The 20,873-nt window shown below is 65.3% G+C and carries 18 protein-coding genes and 1 other RNA gene; 2 read left to right on the top strand and 17 right to left on the bottom strand.

The features are described 5' to 3' along the window. Positions 1–88: 88 nt before the first annotated feature. The 17 genes from ftsZ to rsmI all read right to left on the bottom strand — a co-directional run bounded on the left by ftsZ (position 89) and on the right by rsmI (position 18,459). The gene (gene ftsZ / locus K5H97_RS05230) at positions 89–1,285 is read right to left on the bottom strand and encodes a cell division protein FtsZ (RefSeq protein WP_028689734.1); all 1,197 of its coding nucleotides are present in this window, start codon (positions 1,283–1,285) and stop codon (positions 89–91) included. 55 nt (positions 1,286–1,340) lie between these two features. Further along, entirely contained in the window at positions 1,341–2,609 is a 1,269-nt protein-coding gene (ftsA, locus tag K5H97_RS05225) for a cell division protein FtsA (protein ID WP_028689735.1), read from the bottom strand. Positions 2,610–2,623: 14 nt separating this feature from the next. Beyond that, entirely contained in the window at positions 2,624–3,493 is an 870-nt protein-coding gene (locus K5H97_RS05220) for a cell division protein FtsQ/DivIB (protein WP_028689736.1), read from the bottom strand. 5 nt (positions 3,494–3,498) lie between these two features. Next, entirely contained in the window at positions 3,499–4,455 is a 957-nt protein-coding gene (locus K5H97_RS05215) for a D-alanine--D-alanine ligase (protein WP_028689737.1), read from the bottom strand. Next, a complete protein-coding gene (gene murC, locus K5H97_RS05210; protein ID WP_028689738.1) occupies positions 4,452–5,900 on the bottom strand; it encodes a UDP-N-acetylmuramate--L-alanine ligase in 1,449 nt (482 codons plus the stop codon). Before murC ends, K5H97_RS05215 begins: the two co-directional genes overlap by 4 nt. Beyond that, a complete protein-coding gene (murG, locus tag K5H97_RS05205) occupies positions 5,893–6,972 on the bottom strand; it encodes an undecaprenyldiphospho-muramoylpentapeptide beta-N-acetylglucosaminyltransferase (RefSeq protein ID WP_028689739.1) in 1,080 nt (359 codons plus the stop codon). Before murG ends, murC begins: the two co-directional genes overlap by 8 nt. Then, a complete protein-coding gene (gene ftsW / locus K5H97_RS05200; protein ID WP_028689740.1) occupies positions 6,962–8,176 on the bottom strand; it encodes a putative lipid II flippase FtsW in 1,215 nt (404 codons plus the stop codon). Before ftsW ends, murG begins: the two co-directional genes overlap by 11 nt. Beyond that, positions 8,173–9,519: a UDP-N-acetylmuramoyl-L-alanine--D-glutamate ligase gene (gene murD, locus K5H97_RS05195; protein WP_028689741.1), complete on the bottom strand. Its 1,347-nt coding sequence runs from the start codon at positions 9,517–9,519 to the stop codon at positions 8,173–8,175. The genes ftsW and murD overlap by 4 nt, the downstream gene beginning before the upstream one ends. A gap of 6 nt (positions 9,520–9,525) precedes the next feature. Further along, positions 9,526–10,608, bottom strand: a complete 1,083-nt coding sequence (gene mraY, locus K5H97_RS05190) for a phospho-N-acetylmuramoyl-pentapeptide-transferase (protein ID WP_028689742.1) — start codon at positions 10,606–10,608, stop codon at positions 9,526–9,528. Continuing rightward, complete coding sequence (locus K5H97_RS05185; RefSeq protein ID WP_028689743.1) at positions 10,608–11,975, bottom strand: UDP-N-acetylmuramoyl-tripeptide--D-alanyl-D-alanine ligase; 1,368 nt, start codon at positions 11,973–11,975, stop codon at positions 10,608–10,610. Before K5H97_RS05185 ends, mraY begins: the two co-directional genes overlap by 1 nt. Next, positions 11,968–13,431, bottom strand: a complete 1,464-nt coding sequence (locus K5H97_RS05180; RefSeq protein WP_028689744.1) for a UDP-N-acetylmuramoyl-L-alanyl-D-glutamate--2,6-diaminopimelate ligase — start codon at positions 13,429–13,431, stop codon at positions 11,968–11,970. The genes K5H97_RS05185 and K5H97_RS05180 overlap by 8 nt, the downstream gene beginning before the upstream one ends. After that, complete coding sequence (locus K5H97_RS05175; RefSeq protein ID WP_162175252.1) at positions 13,431–15,158, bottom strand: peptidoglycan D,D-transpeptidase FtsI family protein; 1,728 nt, start codon at positions 15,156–15,158, stop codon at positions 13,431–13,433. The genes K5H97_RS05180 and K5H97_RS05175 overlap by 1 nt, the downstream gene beginning before the upstream one ends. Next, positions 15,158–15,451, bottom strand: coding sequence for a cell division protein FtsL (gene ftsL, locus K5H97_RS05170; RefSeq protein WP_028689746.1), 294 nt, complete (start codon positions 15,449–15,451; stop codon positions 15,158–15,160). Before ftsL ends, K5H97_RS05175 begins: the two co-directional genes overlap by 1 nt. Then, complete coding sequence (rsmH, locus tag K5H97_RS05165) at positions 15,448–16,395, bottom strand: 16S rRNA (cytosine(1402)-N(4))-methyltransferase RsmH (protein WP_028689747.1); 948 nt, start codon at positions 16,393–16,395, stop codon at positions 15,448–15,450. Before rsmH ends, ftsL begins: the two co-directional genes overlap by 4 nt. Further along, positions 16,392–16,847, bottom strand: coding sequence for a division/cell wall cluster transcriptional repressor MraZ (mraZ, locus tag K5H97_RS05160; protein ID WP_028689748.1), 456 nt, complete (start codon positions 16,845–16,847; stop codon positions 16,392–16,394). The genes rsmH and mraZ overlap by 4 nt, the downstream gene beginning before the upstream one ends. Before the next feature lie 309 nt (positions 16,848–17,156). Continuing rightward, positions 17,157–17,516, bottom strand: an RNA gene (rnpB, locus tag K5H97_RS05155) — RNase P RNA component class A. Positions 17,517–17,583: 67 nt separating this feature from the next. Next, positions 17,584–18,459 (bottom strand): 16S rRNA (cytidine(1402)-2'-O)-methyltransferase, encoded by an 876-nt coding sequence (gene rsmI, locus K5H97_RS05150; protein ID WP_028689749.1) that lies wholly within the window; start codon positions 18,457–18,459, stop codon positions 17,584–17,586. Positions 18,460–18,647: 188 nt separating this feature from the next. On the opposite strand from rsmI, the gene K5H97_RS05145 reads away from it, so the two are divergent. Next, positions 18,648–20,465: a penicillin-binding protein activator gene (locus K5H97_RS05145; protein ID WP_028689750.1), complete on the top strand. Its 1,818-nt coding sequence runs from the start codon at positions 18,648–18,650 to the stop codon at positions 20,463–20,465. Next, the gene (locus K5H97_RS05140) at positions 20,465–20,836 is read left to right on the top strand and encodes a YraN family protein (protein WP_028689751.1); all 372 of its coding nucleotides are present in this window, start codon (positions 20,465–20,467) and stop codon (positions 20,834–20,836) included. Before K5H97_RS05145 ends, K5H97_RS05140 begins: the two co-directional genes overlap by 1 nt. Positions 20,837–20,873 lie beyond the last annotated feature (37 nt).

Genomic DNA, 20,873 nt, shown 5'->3' with positions numbered 1-20,873 from the left:
TGCGAACAGGTATCAACAAAGGCTGGGGATGATAACAGACCCGGCCTTTGCTGAACACCAATCACCCTAATACCCCTGATAAATTCCATCAATCGGCCTGACGACGCAGGAACGCCGGGATATCCAGGTAGTCCAGATCATCCTGTGGGTTGAGTTTAGCGGCCGCCGCGGCACCCGCGTGGGCCTGGTTGCGCATCACGGTCGGACGCTCCAGGTCACGGTAGTTGACCGCCGACTGCTCCTGGCGAACCGGGGCCGGATTGGAGGCCTCGTACGCCTGCTGGGCGGTCTGCAGGGTGTTGTCGACCACCTTGACCGGCTTCTCGATGCGCGCGCCCAGGCCGGTGGCCACCACGGTCACGTGCAGTTCGTCGCGCATATCCGGGTCGATCACGGTGCCGACCTTGACCATCGCGTGGTCGGAGGCGAAGGCCTCGATGATGCTACCCACGTCGGAGTACTCGCCCAGCGACAGGTCGGGACCGGCGGTGATGTTCACCAGGATGCCGCGGGCGCCCTGCAGGTTGACGTCCTCGAGCAGCGGGTTGCGAATCGCCGCCTCGGTGGCTTCGCGCGCACGGTTCGGGCCGCTGGCGCAACCGGTACCCATCATCGCCATGCCCATCTCGCCCATCACGGTGCGCACGTCGGCGAAGTCGACGTTGATCATGCCCGGACGCTTGATGATGTCGGAAATACCGCGAACGGCACCGGCCAGCACGTCGTCGGCCTTGGCGAAGGCGGACAAGAGGCTTGCATCCTTGCCCAGGATGGTCAGCAGCTTCTCGTTGGGGATGGTGATCAGCGAGTCGACGCTCTCAGCCAGCATGCGGATGCCTTCGTCGGCGATCTGCATGCGCTTGCGGCCCTCGAACGGGAACGGACGGGTCACCACCGCAACGGTGAGGATGCCCATTTCCTTGGCCACTTCGGCGATGATCGGCGCCGCGCCGGTACCGGTACCCCCCCCCATGCCGGTGGTGATGAACACCATGTTGGTGCCTTGCAGCACTTCGGCGATGCGCTCACGGTCTTCCAGCGCGGCCTGACGGCCGACCTCCGGATTGGCGCCGGCACCCAGGCCCTTGGTCACACCCGTGCCCAGTTGCAGGATGGTGCGCGCGCCGATGTTCTTCAGCGCTTGGGCATCGGTGTTGGCGCAGATGAACTCGACGCCTTCGATGTTGCTTTTGACCATGTGGTTGACGGCGTTGCCGCCACCACCGCCAACGCCGATCACCTTGATGACCGGACTTTGCGGGACGTTGTCTACGAGCTCGAACATTTTCCCTCTCCTTACAGTTCTCTAGTTGTCGCGCCTACCACTACTGCTTTGAAACTTAGAAGTTGCTCTGGACCCAACGCTTGAGTCGTTCAAGCACAGGGCCCTTCGGTTCATCGCCATAGCTGTTGTTGCTGCTGTTGCTGTTGCTGATACCGGTCAGGGACGGGTCCTCGGACTGCTTCTGCAGGCCATAGGTGAGCAGGCCCACGCCGGTGGAATAGATCGGGTTGCGCACCACGTCGCTCAGGCCCCGAACGCTGTGCGGCACGCCCAGGCGTACCGGCATGTGGAAGATTTCCTCGGCCAGTTCCACGGCGCCTTCCATCTTCGCGGTGCCGCCGGTGAGGACGATGCCGGCTGGCACGAGGTCCTCGAAGCCGCTGCGACGCAGTTCGGCCTGGATCAGGGTGAACAGCTCGTCGTAACGCGGCTCCACCACTTCGGCCAGGGCCTGGCGCGACAGCTCGCGCGGCGGGCGGTCGCCGACGCTCGGCACCTTGATGGTCTCGCCAGCGCCGGCCAGCTTGGCCAGGGCGCAGGCGTAGCGGATCTTGATTTCCTCGGCGTACTGCGTGGGGGTGCGCAGGGCCATGGCGATGTCGTTGGTGACCTGGTCGCCCGCGATCGGGATCACCGCGGTGTGACGGATCGCGCCTTCAGTGAAGATGGCGATGTCGGTGGTGCCGCCGCCGATATCCACCAGGCACACGCCCAGTTCTTTTTCGTCGTCGGTCAGCACCGAGTAGGCCGAGGCCAACTGCTCGAGGATGATGTCGTCGATTTCCAGCCCGCAGCGGCGCACGCACTTCTCGATGTTCTGCGCCGCGTTGACCGCGCAGGTGACCACATGGACCTTGGCTTCCAGGCGCACGCCCGACATGCCCAGGGGCTCGCGCACGCCTTCCTGGTTGTCGATCACATAGTCCTGCGGCAGGGTGTGCAGCACCCGCTGGTCGGCCGGAATGGCCACGGCCTGGGCGGCGTCGAGCACGCGCTCGAGGTCGGCGGTGCTGACTTCGCGGTCGCGGATGGCGACGATGCCGTGGGAGTTCAGGCTGCGGATGTGGTTGCCGGCCACGCCGACGAACGCCGAGTGGATGCGGCAGCCGGCCATCAGCTGGGCCTCTTCGACGGCGCGCTGGATCGACTGCACGGTCGATTCGATGTTCACCACCACGCCCTTCTTCAGACCGCGGGACGGATGGGTGCCGATCCCGACGATCTCCAGGGTGCCGTCCTCGCCGACCTCACCCACCAGCGCCACCACCTTGGAAGTGCCGATGTCCAGCCCGACGATCATTTTGCCGCTATGCGCGTTTGCCATGGTCCTGCCTCTCTCTAATTCTTCGCAACGGCGGGTTGGGCCGTCGTCGGTGCATTCGGTTCCCGCCAACCAACGGCAAGTCCGTTGGCATAACGCAGATCGATGCGGGCGATATTGGTGATCTGGTCTTTAAGCGATTTGTCGTAAATGGCAATGAAACGGCGCATCTTCTCCACCAGATGGTCGCGCCCCAGCAGCAGCTCGACGCCCGCACCGGCGCTGCCCGCACCGGTGGTCAGGAACCAGCTGCCTCGCTCGCGCAGCTCCAGGCGAGCGATGGAAAAGCCCATGGGGCGCAGCATCTGGCTCAATACCTGATACTGCTGCATGACTTGTTGCTGAGCGCGCTGCGGCCCGAACAGCTGCGGCAGGTGCTCGTAGTTGGCCAGCTCGCGCGGCGTGAAGGCCTGGCCCTGGTTGTTGAGCAAGGCCTCGTCGCCCCAGCGCGCCACCGGCAGCTGTTCTTCCAGGCGGATCACCACCTCGTCCGGCCACACCCGGCGCACTTCGGCGTGGGCGATCCAGGGCATCTGCTCCAGTTCGACGCGCATCGCCGCCAGGTCGACGGTGAAGAAACTCGCCGCCACATAGGGGGCGATCCGCTGCTGCACCGACTGCTGGCTGATGTAGCTGAGGTCGCCCTGCACGTCGATCTTGGTGATCGGCCGGTCGGCGTAAGGCATCAGGCGGATGGCGCCCTCGTAGGCGCCAAAGCCCGCGGCCACCAGCAGCACCGGCCACAGCAGGCGCTTGAGACCGCCGAAGCTCGGCCGTGGCAGGCGCGCCGATACGGGCTCGTCGGCCACCAGTCGGCTGGCACCACGCGGCACCGGCTTGCTACGGCCGGTCACGGGGGGCTGCTGACGTATCATCGCGCCTTGCATGTCTATTAACCTCTCGTCGCTACGCTGTCGGCCAGGATTGCCAGCACCAGTTGCTGGAAGTCCAGGCCGGCGGCACGGGCCGCCATGGGCACCAGGCTATGGTCGGTCATGCCCGGTGCGGTGTTGACTTCGAGCAGCCAGAACCGGCCCTGCTCGTCCTGCATCACGTCCAGACGGCCCCAGCCCTCGATGCCAACGGCATCACAGGCGCGCGCGGTCAGGTCGATCAGCTCCTGCTCCTTGACGCTGTCCAGGCCGCAAGGGATGCGGTACTGGGTGTCGTTGGCGATGTACTTGGCGTCGTAGTCGTAGAACACGTGCGGGGTGCCCAGCGCGATCGGCGGCAGCACCTGGCCGCGCAATACGGCGATGGTGAACTCCGGACCGTGGATCCACTGCTCGACCAGCACTTGCGAGTCGTACTTGGCGGCGTCTTTCCAGGCGGCGACCAGCTCTTGCTCGCTGTTCACCTTGGCCATGCCGATGCTCGAACCTTCATGGGCGGGTTTGACGATCAACGGGAAGCCCAGTTCCGCACTGGCGGCCACGCAATCCTGCTCGCTGGCCAGCACGGCGTGACGCGGCGTGGGGATGCCCAGGCTCTGCCACACCTGCTTGGTGCGCAGCTTGTCCATGGCCAGCGCCGAGGCGAGGATGCCGCTGCCGGTGTAGGGAATCCCCAGGCACTCGAGCAGGCCCTGCATGCTGCCGTCCTCACCGCCACGGCCGTGGAGGATGATGAAGGCGCGGTCGATCTTCTCGCTCTGCAGGCGGGTCAGCAGGTCGTCGCCGACGTCGATGGCGACGACGTCGACACCAGCGTTGGTCAGCGCCTCGATCACTGCCTTGCCCGATTTCAGGGAAACCTCACGCTCGGCACTCTTGCCACCGTACAGCACAGCGACGCGGCCAAAGGCCTTGACGTCCAGGGTCGAGTGCAACTTGTCGTAGGCGCTGGTCATTTCGACTTCTCCTGCTTGGCGCCTGCGAACAGCGGGCTTTTCATCAATTGCGGGGCCAGGCCACCGACATCACCGGCACCCTGGCAGATCAGGATGTCGCCGGCGCGCAGCAGCGGCTTGACCAGCGGCGCAAGCTCGGCGCCACGTTCGATGTAGATCGGATCGAGCTTGCCGCGCTGGCGGATGCTGTGGCACAGCTGGCGGCTGTCGGCGCCGGGGATCGGCTCTTCGCCGGCCGGGTAGACCTCCATCAGCAACAGCACGTTGGCATCGCCCAGCACCTGGACGAAATCGTCGTACAGGTCGCGGGTACGGCTGTAGCGGTGCGGCTGGTAGACGATCACCAGGCGGCGGCTCGGCCAACCGCCACGCACGGCCTTGATCACCGCGGCGACCTCGGTCGGGTGGTGACCGTAGTCGTCGACCAGCATCACGCTGCCACCGTCGACCGGCAGCTCGCCGTAGACCTGGAAGCGTCGACCGACGCCCTGGAAGCCCGACAGGCCCTGGACGATGGCTTCGTCGCTGATGCCTTCGTCGGTGGCGATGGCGATGGTGGCCAGGGCGTTGAGCACGTTGTGGTTGCCCGGCATGTTCACCGACACCTCGAGCGGCTCGCAGTCACGGCGCAGCACGGTGAAGTGAGTCTGCATACCCTGCTGACGCACGTTGATGGCGCGGATGTCAGCCTCTTCGCTGAAGCCGTAGGTGACGGTCGGGCGCTTGACCTGCGGCAGGATCTCGCGCACCACCGGATCGTCCAGGCACATCACCGCCAGCCCGTAGAACGGCAGGTTGTGCAGGAACTCGACGAAGGTCTTCTTCAGCTTGTTGAAGTCGCCTTCGTAAGTGGCCATGTGATCGGCGTCGATATTGGTGACCACGGCGACCATCGGCTGCAGGTGCAGGAAGCTGGCGTCGCTCTCGTCGGCCTCGGCGATCAGGTAGCGGCTGGTGCCCAGTTGCGCGTTGGTGCCGGCCGCGGTCAGGCGACCGCCGATGACGAAGGTCGGGTCCAGGCCGCCGGCGGCGAACACCGAGGCCAGCAGGCTGGTGGTGGTGGTCTTGCCGTGGGTGCCGGCAACGGCCACGCCGTGGCGATAGCGCATCAGCTCGGCAAGCATCTCGGCACGCGGCACCACGGGAATCCGCCGCTCCAGAGCGGTGGCGACTTCCGGGTTGGCCGGGTTGATCGCGCTGGACACCACCAGCACATCGGCGTTGGCGGCATTCTCGGCGCGATGGCCGACGAAGATCTGCGCGCCGAACGACTGCAGGCGCTCGGTCACCGGCGACTCTTTCAGGTCGGAACCGGATACTTCGTAGCCCAGGTTCAGCAGCACTTCGGCGATGCCGCACATGCCCACGCCGCCGATGCCGACGAAATGGATGCGACGGATACGGCCCATCTTTGGCTGGGGCATGGCTTTCTGGCTCTCAACCATGGGCCACCTCCAGGCAGATATCGACCACGGTGCTGGTTGCGCCAGGTTTGGCCAGGCGGCGGGCGGTGCCGGCCATGGCGTTGAGTTTCTCGGGTTGCATCAGCACCTCGTTCAGGCGTTCAGCGAGCTGCGCTGCGCCAGTAGTCGCTTGTGGCATCAGGAAGGCGGCGCCTTCGCGAGCCAGGTATTGGGCGTTGTGGGTCTGGTGGTCGTCGATGGCATGGGGCAAGGGCACCAGCATCGAGGGCAGGCCCGCCGCCGCGAGTTCGCTGACGGTCAGGGCGCCGGCCCGGCACACCACCATATCGGCCCAGCCATAGGCATGGGCCATGTCCTTGATGAACGGTTCGACCTGGGCCTCGACACCTGCCTCGTGATAACGCTCGGCGGTGACCGGGGCGTGGTTTTTCCCGGCCTGGTGGAACACCTCGGGGCGCAGGTTCTCCGGCACTTCGGACAGGGCCTTAGGCAACAATTTGTTCAATGGTTCCGCACCCAGGCTGCCACCCATGACCAGCAGGCGCACACGGCGCTCGGCCAGGGGCGCGCGCGCCGCGTCCATGAACAGCTCCGGACGCACCGGATTGCCGGTGGTACGCAGCTTGTCGCTGGCGGCGAAGGTGTCCGGGAAGGCTTCGCAGACACGCGCGGCCAACGGCAGCAGCAGGCGATTGGTGGTGCCGGCGCGGGCATTCTGCTCGTGGATCACCAGCGGCACCCCGCACAACCGGGCGGCAACACCGCCGGGCCCGGTCACATAGCCGCCGAAGCCGACCACGCAGACCGGCTTGAGCTGACGCACGATCCGCCGCGCCTGCAGCACGGCCTTGACCAGGGTGAACGGCGCCTTGAGCAGCGACAGCTTGCCCTTGCCACGCAGGCCGGTGACCTGGATCAGGTGCAACGGCAGGCCGGCCTGAGGCACCAGCTCGTTCTCGATGCCACGCGGGGTGCCCAGCCAGTGAACGCTGTAGCCACGGGCCTGGAACTCGCGGGCGCAGGCCAGGGCCGGGAACACGTGCCCCCCGGTACCGCCCGCCATGATCAGGATGTTCTTGCCGTCAGCGGCCATGGCTGGTCTCCTCGGCAAAATCGCTCTCCTTGAATTCGTGCTCCTCGCTGCCCAGGTGCGTGCGGCTCTCCCACTCGATCCGCAGCAAAAGCCCCACGCAGGCGCAGCAGATCACCAGTGAGCTGCCGCCGTAGCTGAGGAACGGCAGGGTCAGGCCCTTGGTCGGCAGCAGGCCGACGTTCACGCCGATGTTGATCAGGAACTGGCCGATCCACAGGAACGACAGGCCAAAGGCCATGTAGGCGGCGAAGAACTGCTTGGCCTTCTCGGCCCACAGGCCGATGTACAGCGCGCGCACAGTGATGAAGACGAACAGCGCGATGGTCAGCAGCGAACCGACCACGCCGAGCTCTTCGGCCAGCACCGAGAACACGAAGTCGGTGTGCGCCTCGGGCAGGTAGAACTGCTTCTGCACGCTGTTGCCAAGGCCCACGCCCAGCCACTCGCCGCGGCCGAAGGCGATCAGCGCCTGGGTCAGCTGATAGCCGGAGCCGAACTGGTCGGACCAGGGGTCGGTGAAGGTGATCAGTCGCGCCATGCGGTACGGTTGGGCCTGGACCAGCACCACCACCGAAATGACCGCCAGCACCACCATCAGCGAAAAGCGGAACAACCCCACCCCACCGAGGAACAGCATGGCCGCCGCGGCGCCCATCATCACCACCGTGGCGCCGAAGTCTGGCTCCATCAGCAACAGGCCGGCCATCGGCAGCAGCACGATGAACGGCTTGAAAAAGCCCATCCAGCTTTCGCGCACCTCGGTCTGCCGGCGAACCAGGTAGCCGGCGAGGTAGATCACCACGAAGACCTTGGCGATCTCCGACGGCTGCACGTTGAAGAAGCTGAAGCCGATCCAGCGCATCGAACCGTTCACCTCGCGGCCGATGCCTGGCACCAGCACCAGCACCAGCAGACCGAAGGCGCCTATCAGCATGAGGAAGCCCATGCGCTGCCAGGTGGCGATCGGCACCAGCATGGTCAACACCCCGGCCCCCAGGCCGAGGGAGACATACACCAGGTGGCGGATCATGTGGTACAGCGGGTTGCCCGACTGCACCGCGGCCACCTCCGAGGAGGCCGAGGTGATCATCACCAGGCCCAGGCCGAGCAGCGCCAGGCAGCCGGCCAGCAGTGGGAAGTCGAGGTCGATGCCACGGCCGCTGATCAGCGGCGACGGATACGGCTTGAGGATGCCGAAGATCATGCCAGCCCCTCCGCCGCCTGGGCGAACAGGCGCCCGCGTTCTTCGAAGTTCTTGAACATGTCGAGGCTGGCGCAGGCAGGCGACAGCAGGACAGCGTCGCCCGGCTGCGCCAGTTCGGCACAACGCTGCACGGCTTCGTCGAGGGTCTTGACCCGGACCTGCGCCACGGCATCACCCAAGGTTTCAGCCAGACGCTCGGCGTCACGGCCAAGCAGCACGACGGCACGGCAATGCTGAGCCACCGGCTCGCGCAGGGCAGCGAAGTCGGCGCCCTTGCCATCACCACCCGCGATCAGTACCAGCTTGCCTTCGATATCGGCGCCCAGGCCTTCGATGGCAGCCAGGGCGGCACCGACGTTGGTGGCCTTGGAATCGTCGTACCAGTTCACCCCGTTGCGCTCGCGCACCCACTGGCAGCGATGGGCCAGGCCCTTGAACTCGCGCAGGGCGTCGAGCATTGGCGCGAAGGGCAGGCCGGCGGCATGACCGAGAGCCAGCGCGGCCAGGGCGTTGCTCTGGTTGTGGGCGCCACGGATCTTCAGCTCACGCACCGGCATGAGCGTCTGGAATTCGAACGCCAGGTACTTCTCGCCCTCCACTTCGCGCAGGCCAAAGGCCTTGAAGTCCGGCGCGTTGAGCCCGAAGCTCCAGCTCGGCCGGCCTTCGACCGGCAATGGACGGCTCAGGGCATCCTGACGGTTCACCACCACCTGGCGGGCACCGCGGAAGATCCGGTGCTTGGCCAGGTGATAGGCCGGCAGGCCGCTGTAGCGGTCCATGTGGTCTTCGCTGATGTTCAGCACGGTGGCCACTTCGGCGTTGAGCTGGTCGGTGGTTTCCAGCTGGAAGCTCGACAGCTCCAGCACGTACAGCTCGACATCGTCGGCCAGCAGGTCGAGGGCCGGGGTACCGAGGTTGCCACCGACAGCCACACGTTTGCCTGCCTTGGCGGCCATTTCGCCGACCAGGGTGGTGACGGTGCTCTTGGCGTTGGAGCCGCTGATGGCGATGATCGGTGCCTTGGCGTGGCGGGCGAACAACTCGATGTCGCCCGACAGCTTCACCCCTCGCGCGGCGGCCTGCTGCAGGGCAGGCGTGGCCAGGGCCAGGCCGGGGCTCACGTACAGCTCGTTGGCCCGGCACAGGAAGTCCACGTCGAGCTCGCCACAGCGCACTTCCACCTGCGGGTACTCACGGCGCAGGGTGTCCAGTTCCGGCGGTTGCTCGCGGGTGTCGGCGACCGCAAAGGCAATGCCCCGGTTCGCCAGGAAGCGAACCAGGGACATGCCGCTCTTGCCGAGGCCGACAACGATGCGGAATTGGTCGGAAGCGATCAGTGACACGCTCGTTTACCTCAGTTTCAGGGTGGCAAGGCCAATCAGCACCAGAATCACGGTGATGATCCAGAAGCGGACGATCACCCGTGGCTCGGGCCAACCCTTGAGTTCAAAGTGGTGGTGGATCGGCGCCATGCGGAACACGCGCTTGCCGGTGAGCTTGAACGAAGCCACCTGGATGACCACCGACAGGGTTTCCATCACGAACACGCCGCCCATGATGAACAGGACGATTTCCTGGCGGACGATCACCGCGATGGTGCCCAAGGCCGCGCCCAGCGCCAGAGCGCCGACGTCGCCCATGAATACCTGGGCCGGATAGGTGTTGAACCACAGGAAGCCCAGGCCCGCACCGATCAGCGCGCCGCAGAACACGATCAGCTCGCCCGCGCCCGGCACGTAAGGGATCAGCAGGTATTCAGCGAACTTCACGTTACCCGACAGGTAGCAGAAGATGCCCAGGGCACCGCCGACCATCACCGTCGGCATGATCGCCAGGCCATCGAGGCCGTCGGTCAGGTTGACCGCGTTGCTTGAGCCGACGATGACGAAATAGGTCAGCACGATGAACCCGGCGCCCAGCGGAATCGCCAGGTCCTTGAGCATCGGGATGATCAGCGTGGTCTCGACGCTGGTCGGCGCGGTCTTGTACAGGAAGATCGCCGCGGCCAGGCCGAACACCGACTGCCAGAAATACTTCCAGCGGCTCGGCAGGCCACGGGAGTTCTTTTCGATCACCTTGCGGTAGTCGTCGACCCAGCCGATGGCGCCGAACGCCAGGGTGACGATCAGGACCACCCACACGTAGCGGTTGGTCAGGTCGGCCCACAGCAGGGTGCTGATGGCAATGGCCGACAGGATCAGCGCGCCGCCCATGGTCGGGGTGCCGGATTTGGACAGGTGCGATTGCGGGCCGTCGTTGCGCACGGCCTGACCGATCTGGCGGATCTGCAGGGTACGGATCATCCACGGGCCCAACCACAGGGCCAGGGACAACGCGGTCAGCACACCCAGGATCCCGCGCAGGGTCAGGTACTGAAAGACCGCGAAGCCCTTGTGGAACTGTTGCAGATACTCAGCCAACAGCAGCAGCATTAATGTTTCTCCCCGCTGGCACCACACAGTGCAGCCACGACGTTTTCCATCGCAGCGCTGCGCGAGCCCTTGATCAAGATAGTGGTATCGCTGGTATTCTCGGCGCCAACGGCAGCGATCAGCTCAGCTTGAGTAGCGAAATGGCGGCCATTGGCGCCGAACGCCTTGACCGCATGGGCCATGTTGGTGCCCACCGCGTACAGCGCGTCGACCTTGCCGCGGGCATAGTCGCCCACCTGGCGGTGGCCTTCCTCGGCCCATTGTCCCAGTTCGCCGATATCCCCGAGCACCAGAACGGTGCGCCCGGAAAAGCCGGCGAGTATATCAATGGCGGCGCACATCGAGGTGGGATTTGCGTTGTAGCTGTCGTCGATGACCCGCACGCCGCTGGGTGCGATCTGCGCCACGGTGCGGCCCTTGACCGGTTGCATGGCGGCAAGGCCCGCGGCGATGCCGCTCAGGCTCAGACCAACGGCATGGGCAGCGGCTGCCGCGGCCAGGGCGTTGCTGACGTTGTGGGTGCCGAGCAGGTTCAACTGCACCGAGACGCTGCCGTCCGGGCCGTGCAGGGTGAACGACGGGCAGCCACGGGCGTCGCGCCCGATGTCGCTGGCATGGAAGTCCGCATGCGGGTTGTCCAGGGCGAAACTGAAGATGCGGTGATTGCCCGCCCGCTTGCGCCAGATCTCGAACGCCTTGTCGGCCAGGTTGAGGATGGCCGTGCCGCCCTCGCCCAGGCCTTCAAGGATCTCGCCCTTGGCTTCGACGATCTTCTCCGGGCCACCGAACTCGCCGACGTGGGCAGTACCGGCGTTGTTGATGATCACCACCTGCGGTCGGGTCAGGCCGACGGTATAGCGGATCTCGCCGATGCGCGAGGCGCCCAGCTCGATCACCGCGGCGCTGTGCTGCGGAGCGATCTCGAGCAGGGTCAGCGGTGCGCCGAGGTCATTGTTCAGGTTGCCCCGGGTGGCATGCACCGGTCCACGGGTACGCAGAATCGCGGCGAGCATTTCCTTGACCGTGGTCTTGCCGCTGGAACCAGTGATGGCCACCACCGGTTTGTCGAAGGCGGCACGGTTCAGCGCGCCGAGCTGGCCGAGGGCGACGCGGCAGTCGGCGACCAGCAGCTGCGGCAGGTCGACACCGGCGACTTCGCGCTCGACCAGCGCGGCGACCGCGCCCTTGGCCTTCACGTCAGCCAGGTAGTCGTGGCCATCGAAGCGCGGCCCGGTCAGGGCGACGAACAGTTGGCCGGCGACGACACTGCGGCTGTCGATGCTCACGCCTGTGAAGCTGGCGTCGGCGCCTGCCAGACGCGCATTCAGGGCGCCGGTCAGCTGGCTGAGGATCATCGGCTTAAGCATGTGGCGCCTCCCAGGCTGCAAGTGCCTTGTCGGCTTCGACCAGGTCGGAGAAGTCATGGCGCTGGCCATTGATCTCCTGGTAATCCTCGTGCCCCTTGCCAGCCAGGACGATCACGTCGTCGGCACTGGCACTGGCGATCAGCTGGGCAATGGCCGCGCCACGGCCGGCGACGAACGCGACGGCCGCAGGCTTGGCGAATCCGGGGCGAATATCGTCGAAGATCCGCATGGGGTCTTCGCTACGCGGGTTGTCGTCGGTGACCAGCACTCGGTCGGCCAGGCGCTCGGCCACTTCAGCCATCAGCGGGCGCTTGCCAGCGTCACGATCGCCACCACAGCCGAACAGGCACAGCAGCTTGCCGTGAGCGTGCGGACGCAGGGCTTCGAGTACTTTTTCCAAGGCATCCGGGGTGTGGGCGTAATCGACCACCACCAGCGGCTTGTCTCCGCCACCCAGGCGCTGCATGCGGCCGACCGGCCCTTGCAGTTGCGGGATGACCTTGAGAATTTCGTCCAGCGGGTAATCCAGCGCCATCAGTGTGGCTACCACCGCCAGCATGTTGCTCAGGTTGAAACGCCCCAGCAGGCGGCTACGCAAGACATGCTCGCCCTGCGGGGTGACGATCACGGCGCGCACGCCATCATCGTTGAAGGCAGCCTCTTTGCAGAACAGCGACGCCGCCGAATCCTGCAGGCTGTAGCTGATCAGGCGCGATGTGGCAGGAGCATCTGCCAGGCGACGCCCAAAGTCATCATCCAGGTTGACCACCCGGGCACGCAGGCTCGACCAGGCGAACAGCTTGGCCTTGGCGGCCTCGTAGGCCTCCATGCTGCCGTGGTAGTCCAGGTGGTCGCGGGACAGGTTGGTCATCACCGCGATATCGAAGTCCAGCGCGGCAACCCGGCCCTGCTCGAGCGCATGGGAGGATACCTCCATGGCCACGGCCTTGGCCCCGCCCTTCTTCAGGTCATTCAAGGTCGATTGCACGGCGATCGGGTCCGGCGTGGTCAGGCGGCCGCTCTGTAGCTCGCCATAAAAACCGGTGCCGAGGGTGCCGATCAGGCCACAGCGGTTGCCCAGGGCGTCAAGCGCCTGGGCCAGCAGTTGGGTCACGCTGGTCTTGCCATTGGTGCCGGTCACGCCGACCAGGTCGAGCTGACGGCTCGGCTCGCCATAGAAGCGGCCGGCGATCTGCGACAGCTGGCCGATCAGACCCTTGACCGGAATAAGCGGCGCATCGGTGAGCGGCAGCACGCTGGCGCCCTGCTCTTCATAGGCCACTGCGGCGGCGCCACGAGCCAGCGCATCGGCAATATGCGCGCGACCATCGACCTTGGCCCCCGGCACGGCCAGGAACAGGTCGCCCGGGCGCACGGCGCGGCTGTCCAGGGTCAGCTCGCGGATCAACGGATCGCGGCTGGCATGGGCAAATAGTTTGCTCAATGGCATCGTCATCAACCTCGCCCTCCCTTGGCGGGTACTGCGCTGGCTTGCTGCGTCGAAGGCGGCAGGTTGTCCGGCGGTACATTCATCAGGCGCAGGGTGCCCGACATCACTTTGCTGAATACGGGGGCCGAGACCAGGCCACCGAAGTAACCGCCCTTGCTCGGCTCGTCGATGACCACGACGATGGCGTAGCGCGGATCGCTCATCGGGCCGAAGCCGGCGAACAGCGAACGGTAGGCGTTCTCGGTGTAGCCCTTGGAACCGACGGTGGCCTTGCGCGCGGTACCCGACTTGCCACCCACGTGATAGAACGGCACCTGGGCGCGGAACACCCCACGTGGCGCCTCGATCACCTGCTGCAGCATGGCCTGCACGGTTTCGGCGGTTTCCTTGGGGATGGCCTGCACCGCTTCCGGCGCCTTGTCGACCTTGAGAATCGACAGCGGCACCATCTTGCCGTCGTTGGCCAGCGCGGCGTAGGCATGCACCAGTTGCAGGGCGGTCACCGACACGCCATAGCCATACGACAGGGTCGCGGTCTCGGCCTTGCGCCACTCGCGGTGGTTGGGCAGGTTGCCGACGCGCTCTCCTGGGAAGCCGAGGCCGGTGTACTGGCCCAGGCCGACCTGGGACATCACCCGATAGATGGCCTCGCCACCGATATCGAAGGCGATCTTGCTCATGCCGACGTTGGACGAGTTGATCAGGATGCCGGTCAGGTCGAGGATCGGGCCCTCGCTCCTGGACACGTCCTTGATGGTGTAGCGGCCGATCTGCAAGCTGCCCGGATATACCTCGACCTTGTCAGTGGGTTTCCAGCGGCCGCTCTGCAGCGCAGCACTCATGGAGATCGGCTTGACCGTCGAACCCGGCTCGAAAACGTCGATGATCGCCCGGTTGCGCATCGCCGCCGGGAACATGCTGCGGCGGTTGTTCGGGTTGTAGGTCGGCTGGTTGACCATGGCCAGGACCTCACCGGTCTTGACGTCCATGATCACCAGGCTGCCGGCCTTGGCTTCCTGTTCGGCGATCGCGTTGCGCAGTTCGCGGGTGGCCAGGTATTGCAGGCGCAGGTCTATCGACAACGCCAAGGTCTTGCCGGCCTTGGCGTTCTTGGTTACCTGGATATCCTTGATCAGCCGACCACGCCGATCCTTGATCACCTGCCGCTTGCCGGGCACTCCCGCAAGCCACTCGTCGTAGGCCAGCTCGACGCCTTCACGACCATGGTCGTCCAGGTCGGTGAAGCCGACCATGTGCGCGGTGACATCGCCTGCCGGATAGAAGCGACGGAACTCTTCCAGGCCGTAGACACCCGGCACCTTCAGGTCGAGCACGTGCTGGCCCTGCTCCGGGGTCAGGCCACGGACCAGGTAGATGAATTCCTTGTTGGCCTGCTGGGTCAGGCGCTCGGTCAGCTGCTGCGGGTTCTGCCCCAGTGCGGCGGCCAGTTGCGGCCAGCGATCCTTTGCCGCCTGCATTTCCTTGGGGTTGGCCCACAAGGTGGTGACCGGAGTACTGACGGCCAGCGGCTCGCCGTTGCGGTCGGTGATCAGGCCACGGTGCGCAGGAATAGGAATATGGCGCAGACTGCGGGCATCACCCTGGCCTTTGAGGAAGTCACGGTCGACCACCTGCAGGTCGATGATGCGCCAGCAGATGGCACCGACCATCAGCGCCAGCAAGCCGATAACCACCCTGAACCGCCAAGGATAGAGCGCGCCCTCGAGCTTCATCATGGCGCCACCATCCGCACTTCGTCAGCGGCGGGCACGCGCATCTTGAGCTGCTCGGAGGCCAGGCTCTCGATACGGCTGGACGCGGTCCAGGTGCTTTGCTCGAGGATCAGCCGCCCCCACTCGGCCTGGGCCTTGTCGCGCTCGCTCAGTTCACCGTACAGGGTGTTGAGCAGTTGGCGGTTCCAGTGGGCACTGTAGGAGACGGCAATGGCCGAAATCAGGACGGCGACGAACAGCAGGAGCATCAGGAAGCTTCCGCCTGGCAAAGGCTTGGCAAACAGCCGGCTCACCGCAACTTCTCCGCCACCCGCATCACGGCGCTGCGCGACCGCGGGTTGGCCTTGAGTTCGGCTTCGGAGGCGAACTGCGCCTTGCCGATGAGCTTGATCTTCGGCTCGAAGGTCTTGTGCTGCACCGGCAGGTTGCGCGGCAGGTTGTCCGCTTCGCCCTTGACCAGCTTGCGCATGAACAGTTTGACGATACGGTCTTCCAGCGAGTGGAAACTGATCACCGCCAGGCGGCCACCCACTTCGAGGGCATCGAGCGCGGCTTCAAGGCCCGCCTCGAGGTCACCCAGTTCATTGTTGACGTGAATGCGCAGCCCCTGGAACGCTCGAGTGGCCGGATTCTTGCCCTTCTCCCAGGCCGGATTGGCGACCTTGAGCACCTCGGCCAGGTCGGCGGTACGGGTGAACGGCTGCTTCTCGCGACGCTCGACCACGGCACGCGCCATGCGCCCGGCGAAACGCTCCTCGCCATACTCCTTGAACACACGGGCGATTTCCTCGACCGGCGCAGTGGCGATGAACTCGGCGGCGCTGATACCCTGGTTCGGGTTCATGCGCATGTCCAGCGGGCCGTCGTTGAGGAAACTGAAGCCACGCTCGGGGTCATCGAGCTGCGGCGAAGACACGCCCAGGTCAAGCAGGATGCCGCTGACCTTGCCTGCCAGGCCGCGCTCGGCCACCTCGGCACCCAGCTCGGCAAAGCTGCGCTGCACAATGACAAAGCGGCCGTCTTCGGCCGCTAGCGCTTGCCCGGTGGCAATCGCCTGTGGATCCTTGTCGAACCCCAGCAGCCGCCCCTGCGGCCCGAGCTTGCTGAGGATCAGGCGGCTGTGGCCGCCACGCCCGAAGGTGCCGTCCAGATAGCAACCGTCGGCGCGCAGAGCCAAGGCCTCGACGGCTTCGTCGAGGAGGACGGTGATGTGGTTGAAGCCGCTATCTATGGTCACAGGATCAGGTCACGCAAATCATCGGGCATGGCGCCCGGTTGTTGAATAGCTGCAAGATCGGCTGCCGAAACCGCGTTCCAGGCATCCTCGTCCCACAGCTGGAATTTGTTCAGCTGCCCCACCAGCATCGCCTTCTTGTCCAGCTTGGCGTACTCACGCAGGCGCGGCGGCACCAGGAAACGTCCACTGCCATCGAGGTCCAGGTCAACCGCATTGCCGATCAGCAAACGCTGCAGGCGACGGTTTTCCTCACGCAACGACGGCAGGGCGCGCAGCTTGGCTTCTATCTGTTCCCACTCGTCGAGGGGATAAACACACAAGCAGGGATCAACGGCGTCGATGGTCACGATCAACTGACCATTGCAACGCGAATCGAGCTCGTCACGGTACCGGCTCGGCATGGCGAGACGGCCCTTGGCATCGAGGCTGACGGCGTTGGCTCCGCGGAACACGGCTGCGATTCCCCACAATGTTAGCTTTTTTGTGTCAGAAAACCCACTTCATCCCACTTTCTGCCACTTGCGCACACTATAGGAATCCGCCCGCCACACCGTCAAGGCACGTTCATAGGGAAATCCCTTACAGGACGGCGATTTAGCGCAACAAAGGAAGATGGAAGGATTAACAGAGAGGAAAAATGACGAAAAAAATCAAACACACTCAAGCGGATAGGGCGTTGAGTTAAAGTAATTTATTAAGAGTAAGAATTTTTCGGTATTACCAGGTCAGATCTGCTATCGATTCAAGCAGGGAAGGAAGAGGTGGAGAGTCGATCTGTAAGCCGGGTTTTGTCGAGGACAGTCATTCCTCTACGACGGCCATCACTGGACGCCTCTAGCAACCTACCCGGTTCCGACGCGGGCCACGCCGTATGGAACCCTATTTGGTCTTGCTCCGAGTGGGGTTTACCTAGCCACGGACTGTTGCCAGCCGTGCGGTGCGCTCTTACCGCACCTTTTCACCCTTACCGGCACCGAAGTGCTTAGGCGGTTGTTTTCTGTGGCACTTTCCGTAGGCTCGCGCCTCCCAGGCGTTACCTGGCACTCTGCCCTATGGAGCCCGGACTTTCCTCCCCCGACTTTTGCGGAACAAAAGACGGCAGCGACTGTCCGATCGACTCTCCGCCGACAAGGTTACCGGTAGCCGCGCCCAAGAACAAGCGATGCAACAAATAATGTCATTACGACATTAATGGGATTTTTGTTTTTCCAGCGCCAACTGGTAGAGCAGGTTCTTGCGCACACCGGTAATTTCGGCCGCCAAAGCCGCGGCCTTCTTCAACGGCAACTCGGCCAGCAGCAAATCCAGCACGCGCTGGACCTCGGCGCTGATGGCCTGATCGCCCTCCGGCGCGCTCCAGCCCGCCACCAGCACAACACACTCACCGCGCTGCTGGTTGCTGTCGCCCTGCACGAACGCGCGCAGCTCGGCCAGGGGCAGCCCTTTCAGGGTCTCGAAGGTCTTGGTGATCTCGCGCGCCAATACCGCCGGACGATCGCCACCGAACACCGCCTCCATGTCTTCCAGGCACTCAAGAATACGATGCGGCGCCTCATAGAAGATCAGCGTGCGCGACTCTTCCCTGACCTGCTCCAGACGCGCCCGGCGCCCGGCGGCTTTCGCCGGCAGGAATCCCTCGAAGATAAAGCGGTCCGACGCCAGCCCCGCCGCCGACAGCGCAGCGATCAGCGCACAAGCACCGGGTACCGGCACCACTTGCACACCGGCGGCACGCGCCTGGCGCACCAGGTGATAGCCCGGGTCGGAAATCAATGGCGTGCCGGCGTCGGACACCAGTGCCACATCATCGCCGGCCAGCAGACGGGTGATGAAGCGCCCGCCTTCGTCGCGCTCGTTGTGCTCATGGCAGGCCGCCAGCGGCGTATCGATGCCGAAGTGTTGCAGCAGGCGCACCGAGTGACGGGTGTCCTCGGCGGCGATCAGGCTCACATCGGCCAGCACCTTCAACGCCCGGGCGCTCATGTCGTCGAGGTTGCCGATGGGCGTGGCGACGACGTAAAGCTTGCCCAACGTGGATTTCGAAACCCCTGCAACATCAGTCACTGCGCACACCTGCTTTTCGGATCAAAGGTCGCCATTGTAGCCCGAGCGCCGGTAACAGGGCGCAAAGAACTTCACCCCGGCGCTGCTGGCGGCCACCTATAGTGAAGGATCAGTGTCGACGAGATCGCGCCCCGCCCCCCGCTTGGGTACAATTGCCGGCCAACTTGATCGAGTAACAGGACCTTTACATGATCGCTTGTCTGCGGCTGCTCACAGCCCTCTGCCTCGCTGCCCTGCTGGCAGCCTGCGCCAGCTCGCCCTCATCCAGCCTGGGCGAACTGCCACGCACCCCGGACGCCAGCATCGAGCAACTGCTCGAGAAGGCGGCCTCCAGCAAGTCCGCCGAGGACGCGGCCCTGCTGCGCCTGAGCGCCGCGGACCTGGCATACAAGCACAAGGACTTCCCGCGCGCGGCCCGGATCCTCGAGCAGGTCCAACTGGAACCGCTCAAGCCCGCCCAACAGGTGTTCGCCTCGACCCTGGCCGCGGAACTGGCCATGAGCCGCAACCAGCCCAAGGCCGCCCTGACCGCCCTCGCGCACCCGAGCCTGCAACGCGTCGGCGAACTGCCGGCTGAGCAGCAGGTTCGCACCTACAGCGTCCACGCCGCCGCCCTCGAGGCCGACGGCCAGGCCCTGGCTGCCGCCCAGCAGCGCGTGCTGCTGGCGCCGTTGCTCAGCGAGCAGGCCGCCGCCGCCAACAACGACGCCACCTGGGCTCTGGTTGCATCGCTGCCCGCCGAACAGCTGCAACAGCCCGCCGCCAACGAGACCCTGGCCGGCTGGACCAGCCTGGCCCTCGCCGTCAAGCGCGCCGGCACCCTGGAGCAGCAACAGGCCGCCATCGACACCTGGCGCCAGCAACACCCCGAGCACCCGGCTGCCAGGCAATTGCCGACCGCCCTGGTCAAACTCAAGGAACTGGCCAGCCAACCACTGACCAAGATCGCCCTGCTGCTGCCCCAGGAAGGCCCGCTGGCCGGTGTCGCCCGCGCCCTGCGCGACGGCTTCATGGCCGCCCATTTCCAGGCACAGCAAGGTGGCCAGCCGGCCCCCGCCGTACAGGTGTTCGACAGCTCGCGCATCACCTCGCTGGATGACTTCTACCGCCAGGCCCAGGCCGCTGGCGTGCAACTGGTGGTCGGCCCGCTGGAAAAACCGCTGGTCAAGAAACTCGCCGCCTACCCGCAACTGCCCATCACCACCCTGGCCCTGAACTACGCCGACGCCGGCCAGAAAGCCCCGCCGCAACTGTTCCAGTTCGGCCTGGCCGCCGAGGACGAAGCCCGCGAAGTCGCCCGCCGCGCCCGCGCCGACGGCATGGTCCGCGCCGTGGCCCTGGTGCCGAGCGGTGAGTGGGGCGACCGTGTGCTCGCCGCCTTCCGCCAGGACTGGGAAGGCAATGGCGGTACCCTGATCAGCGCCCAGCGCATCGCCCAGCCGGTTGCCCTCGCCCAGCAGATCGCCGACCTGTTCCAGCTGCGCCAGAGCGAAGGCCGCGCCAAGAGCCTGCAGAGCACCGTCGGCGGTAACATCGCCGCCCAGCCTTCGCGTCGCCAGGACATCGACTTCATCTTCCTCGCCTCGACGCCACAACAAGCCCAGCAGATCAAACCGACGCTGAACTTCCAGTACGCCGGCGACGTACCGGTCTACGCCACCTCCAACCTGTACAGCGCCAGCGGCGACGTCAACCAGTACAACGACATGAACGGCATCCGCTTCTGCGAAACGCCGTGGCTGCTGGACACCACCAACAGCCTACGCCAGCAGGTCGTGCAGCAGTGGCCGCAGGCCGCCGGCAGCCTCGGCCGGCTGTATGCCATGGGCGTCGACGCCTACAGCCTGGCGCCACGCCTGGGCCAGCTCAAGGCACTGCCGGACAACCGCGTCGAGGGCCTGTCGGGCAGTCTGAGCATGAACGCCAGCCAGCGCGTCGAGCGCCAACTGCCGTGGGCCGAGTTCGCCGGTGGCCAGGTCAAGCGCCTGCCGGACACGCCGCGCTGATGCCCGGCGCATCGCCCAGCCGCGCCGGCCAGGCCGCCGAGGACCACGCCCTTGAATACCTTCAGGGGCAAGGCCTGCGGCTGCTGGCGCGCAACTGGCGATGCAAGCGGGGCGAGCTCGATCTGGTCATGCTCGATGCCGATACAGTAGTATTCGTCGAAGTCCGCTACCGGTTGCATGCGGAGTTCGGCGGAGCGCTCGCCAGTATCGATGGGCGCAAGCAGCAGCGACTGGCGCTGGCCGCCAACCTCTTCCTGCAGCAAGCGCCCTGCTGGGCCACCCACCCCTGCCGTTTCGACGTTGTCGCCCTGCAGGGCCAGGGGCATGCGGGGCAACCGCTTCAATGGCTGAAAAACGCCTTCGAATGCTGAACCCAATTCGATTTTCTAGCTCTATGTTTCGCGGGCT

Source organism: Pseudomonas mosselii (assembly GCF_019823065.1).
Lineage (GTDB): Bacteria > Pseudomonadota > Gammaproteobacteria > Pseudomonadales > Pseudomonadaceae > Aquipseudomonas > Aquipseudomonas mosselii.
The sequence above is the reverse complement of the archived record's forward strand: the minus strand, read 5'-3'. Positions and strand labels throughout refer to the sequence as shown.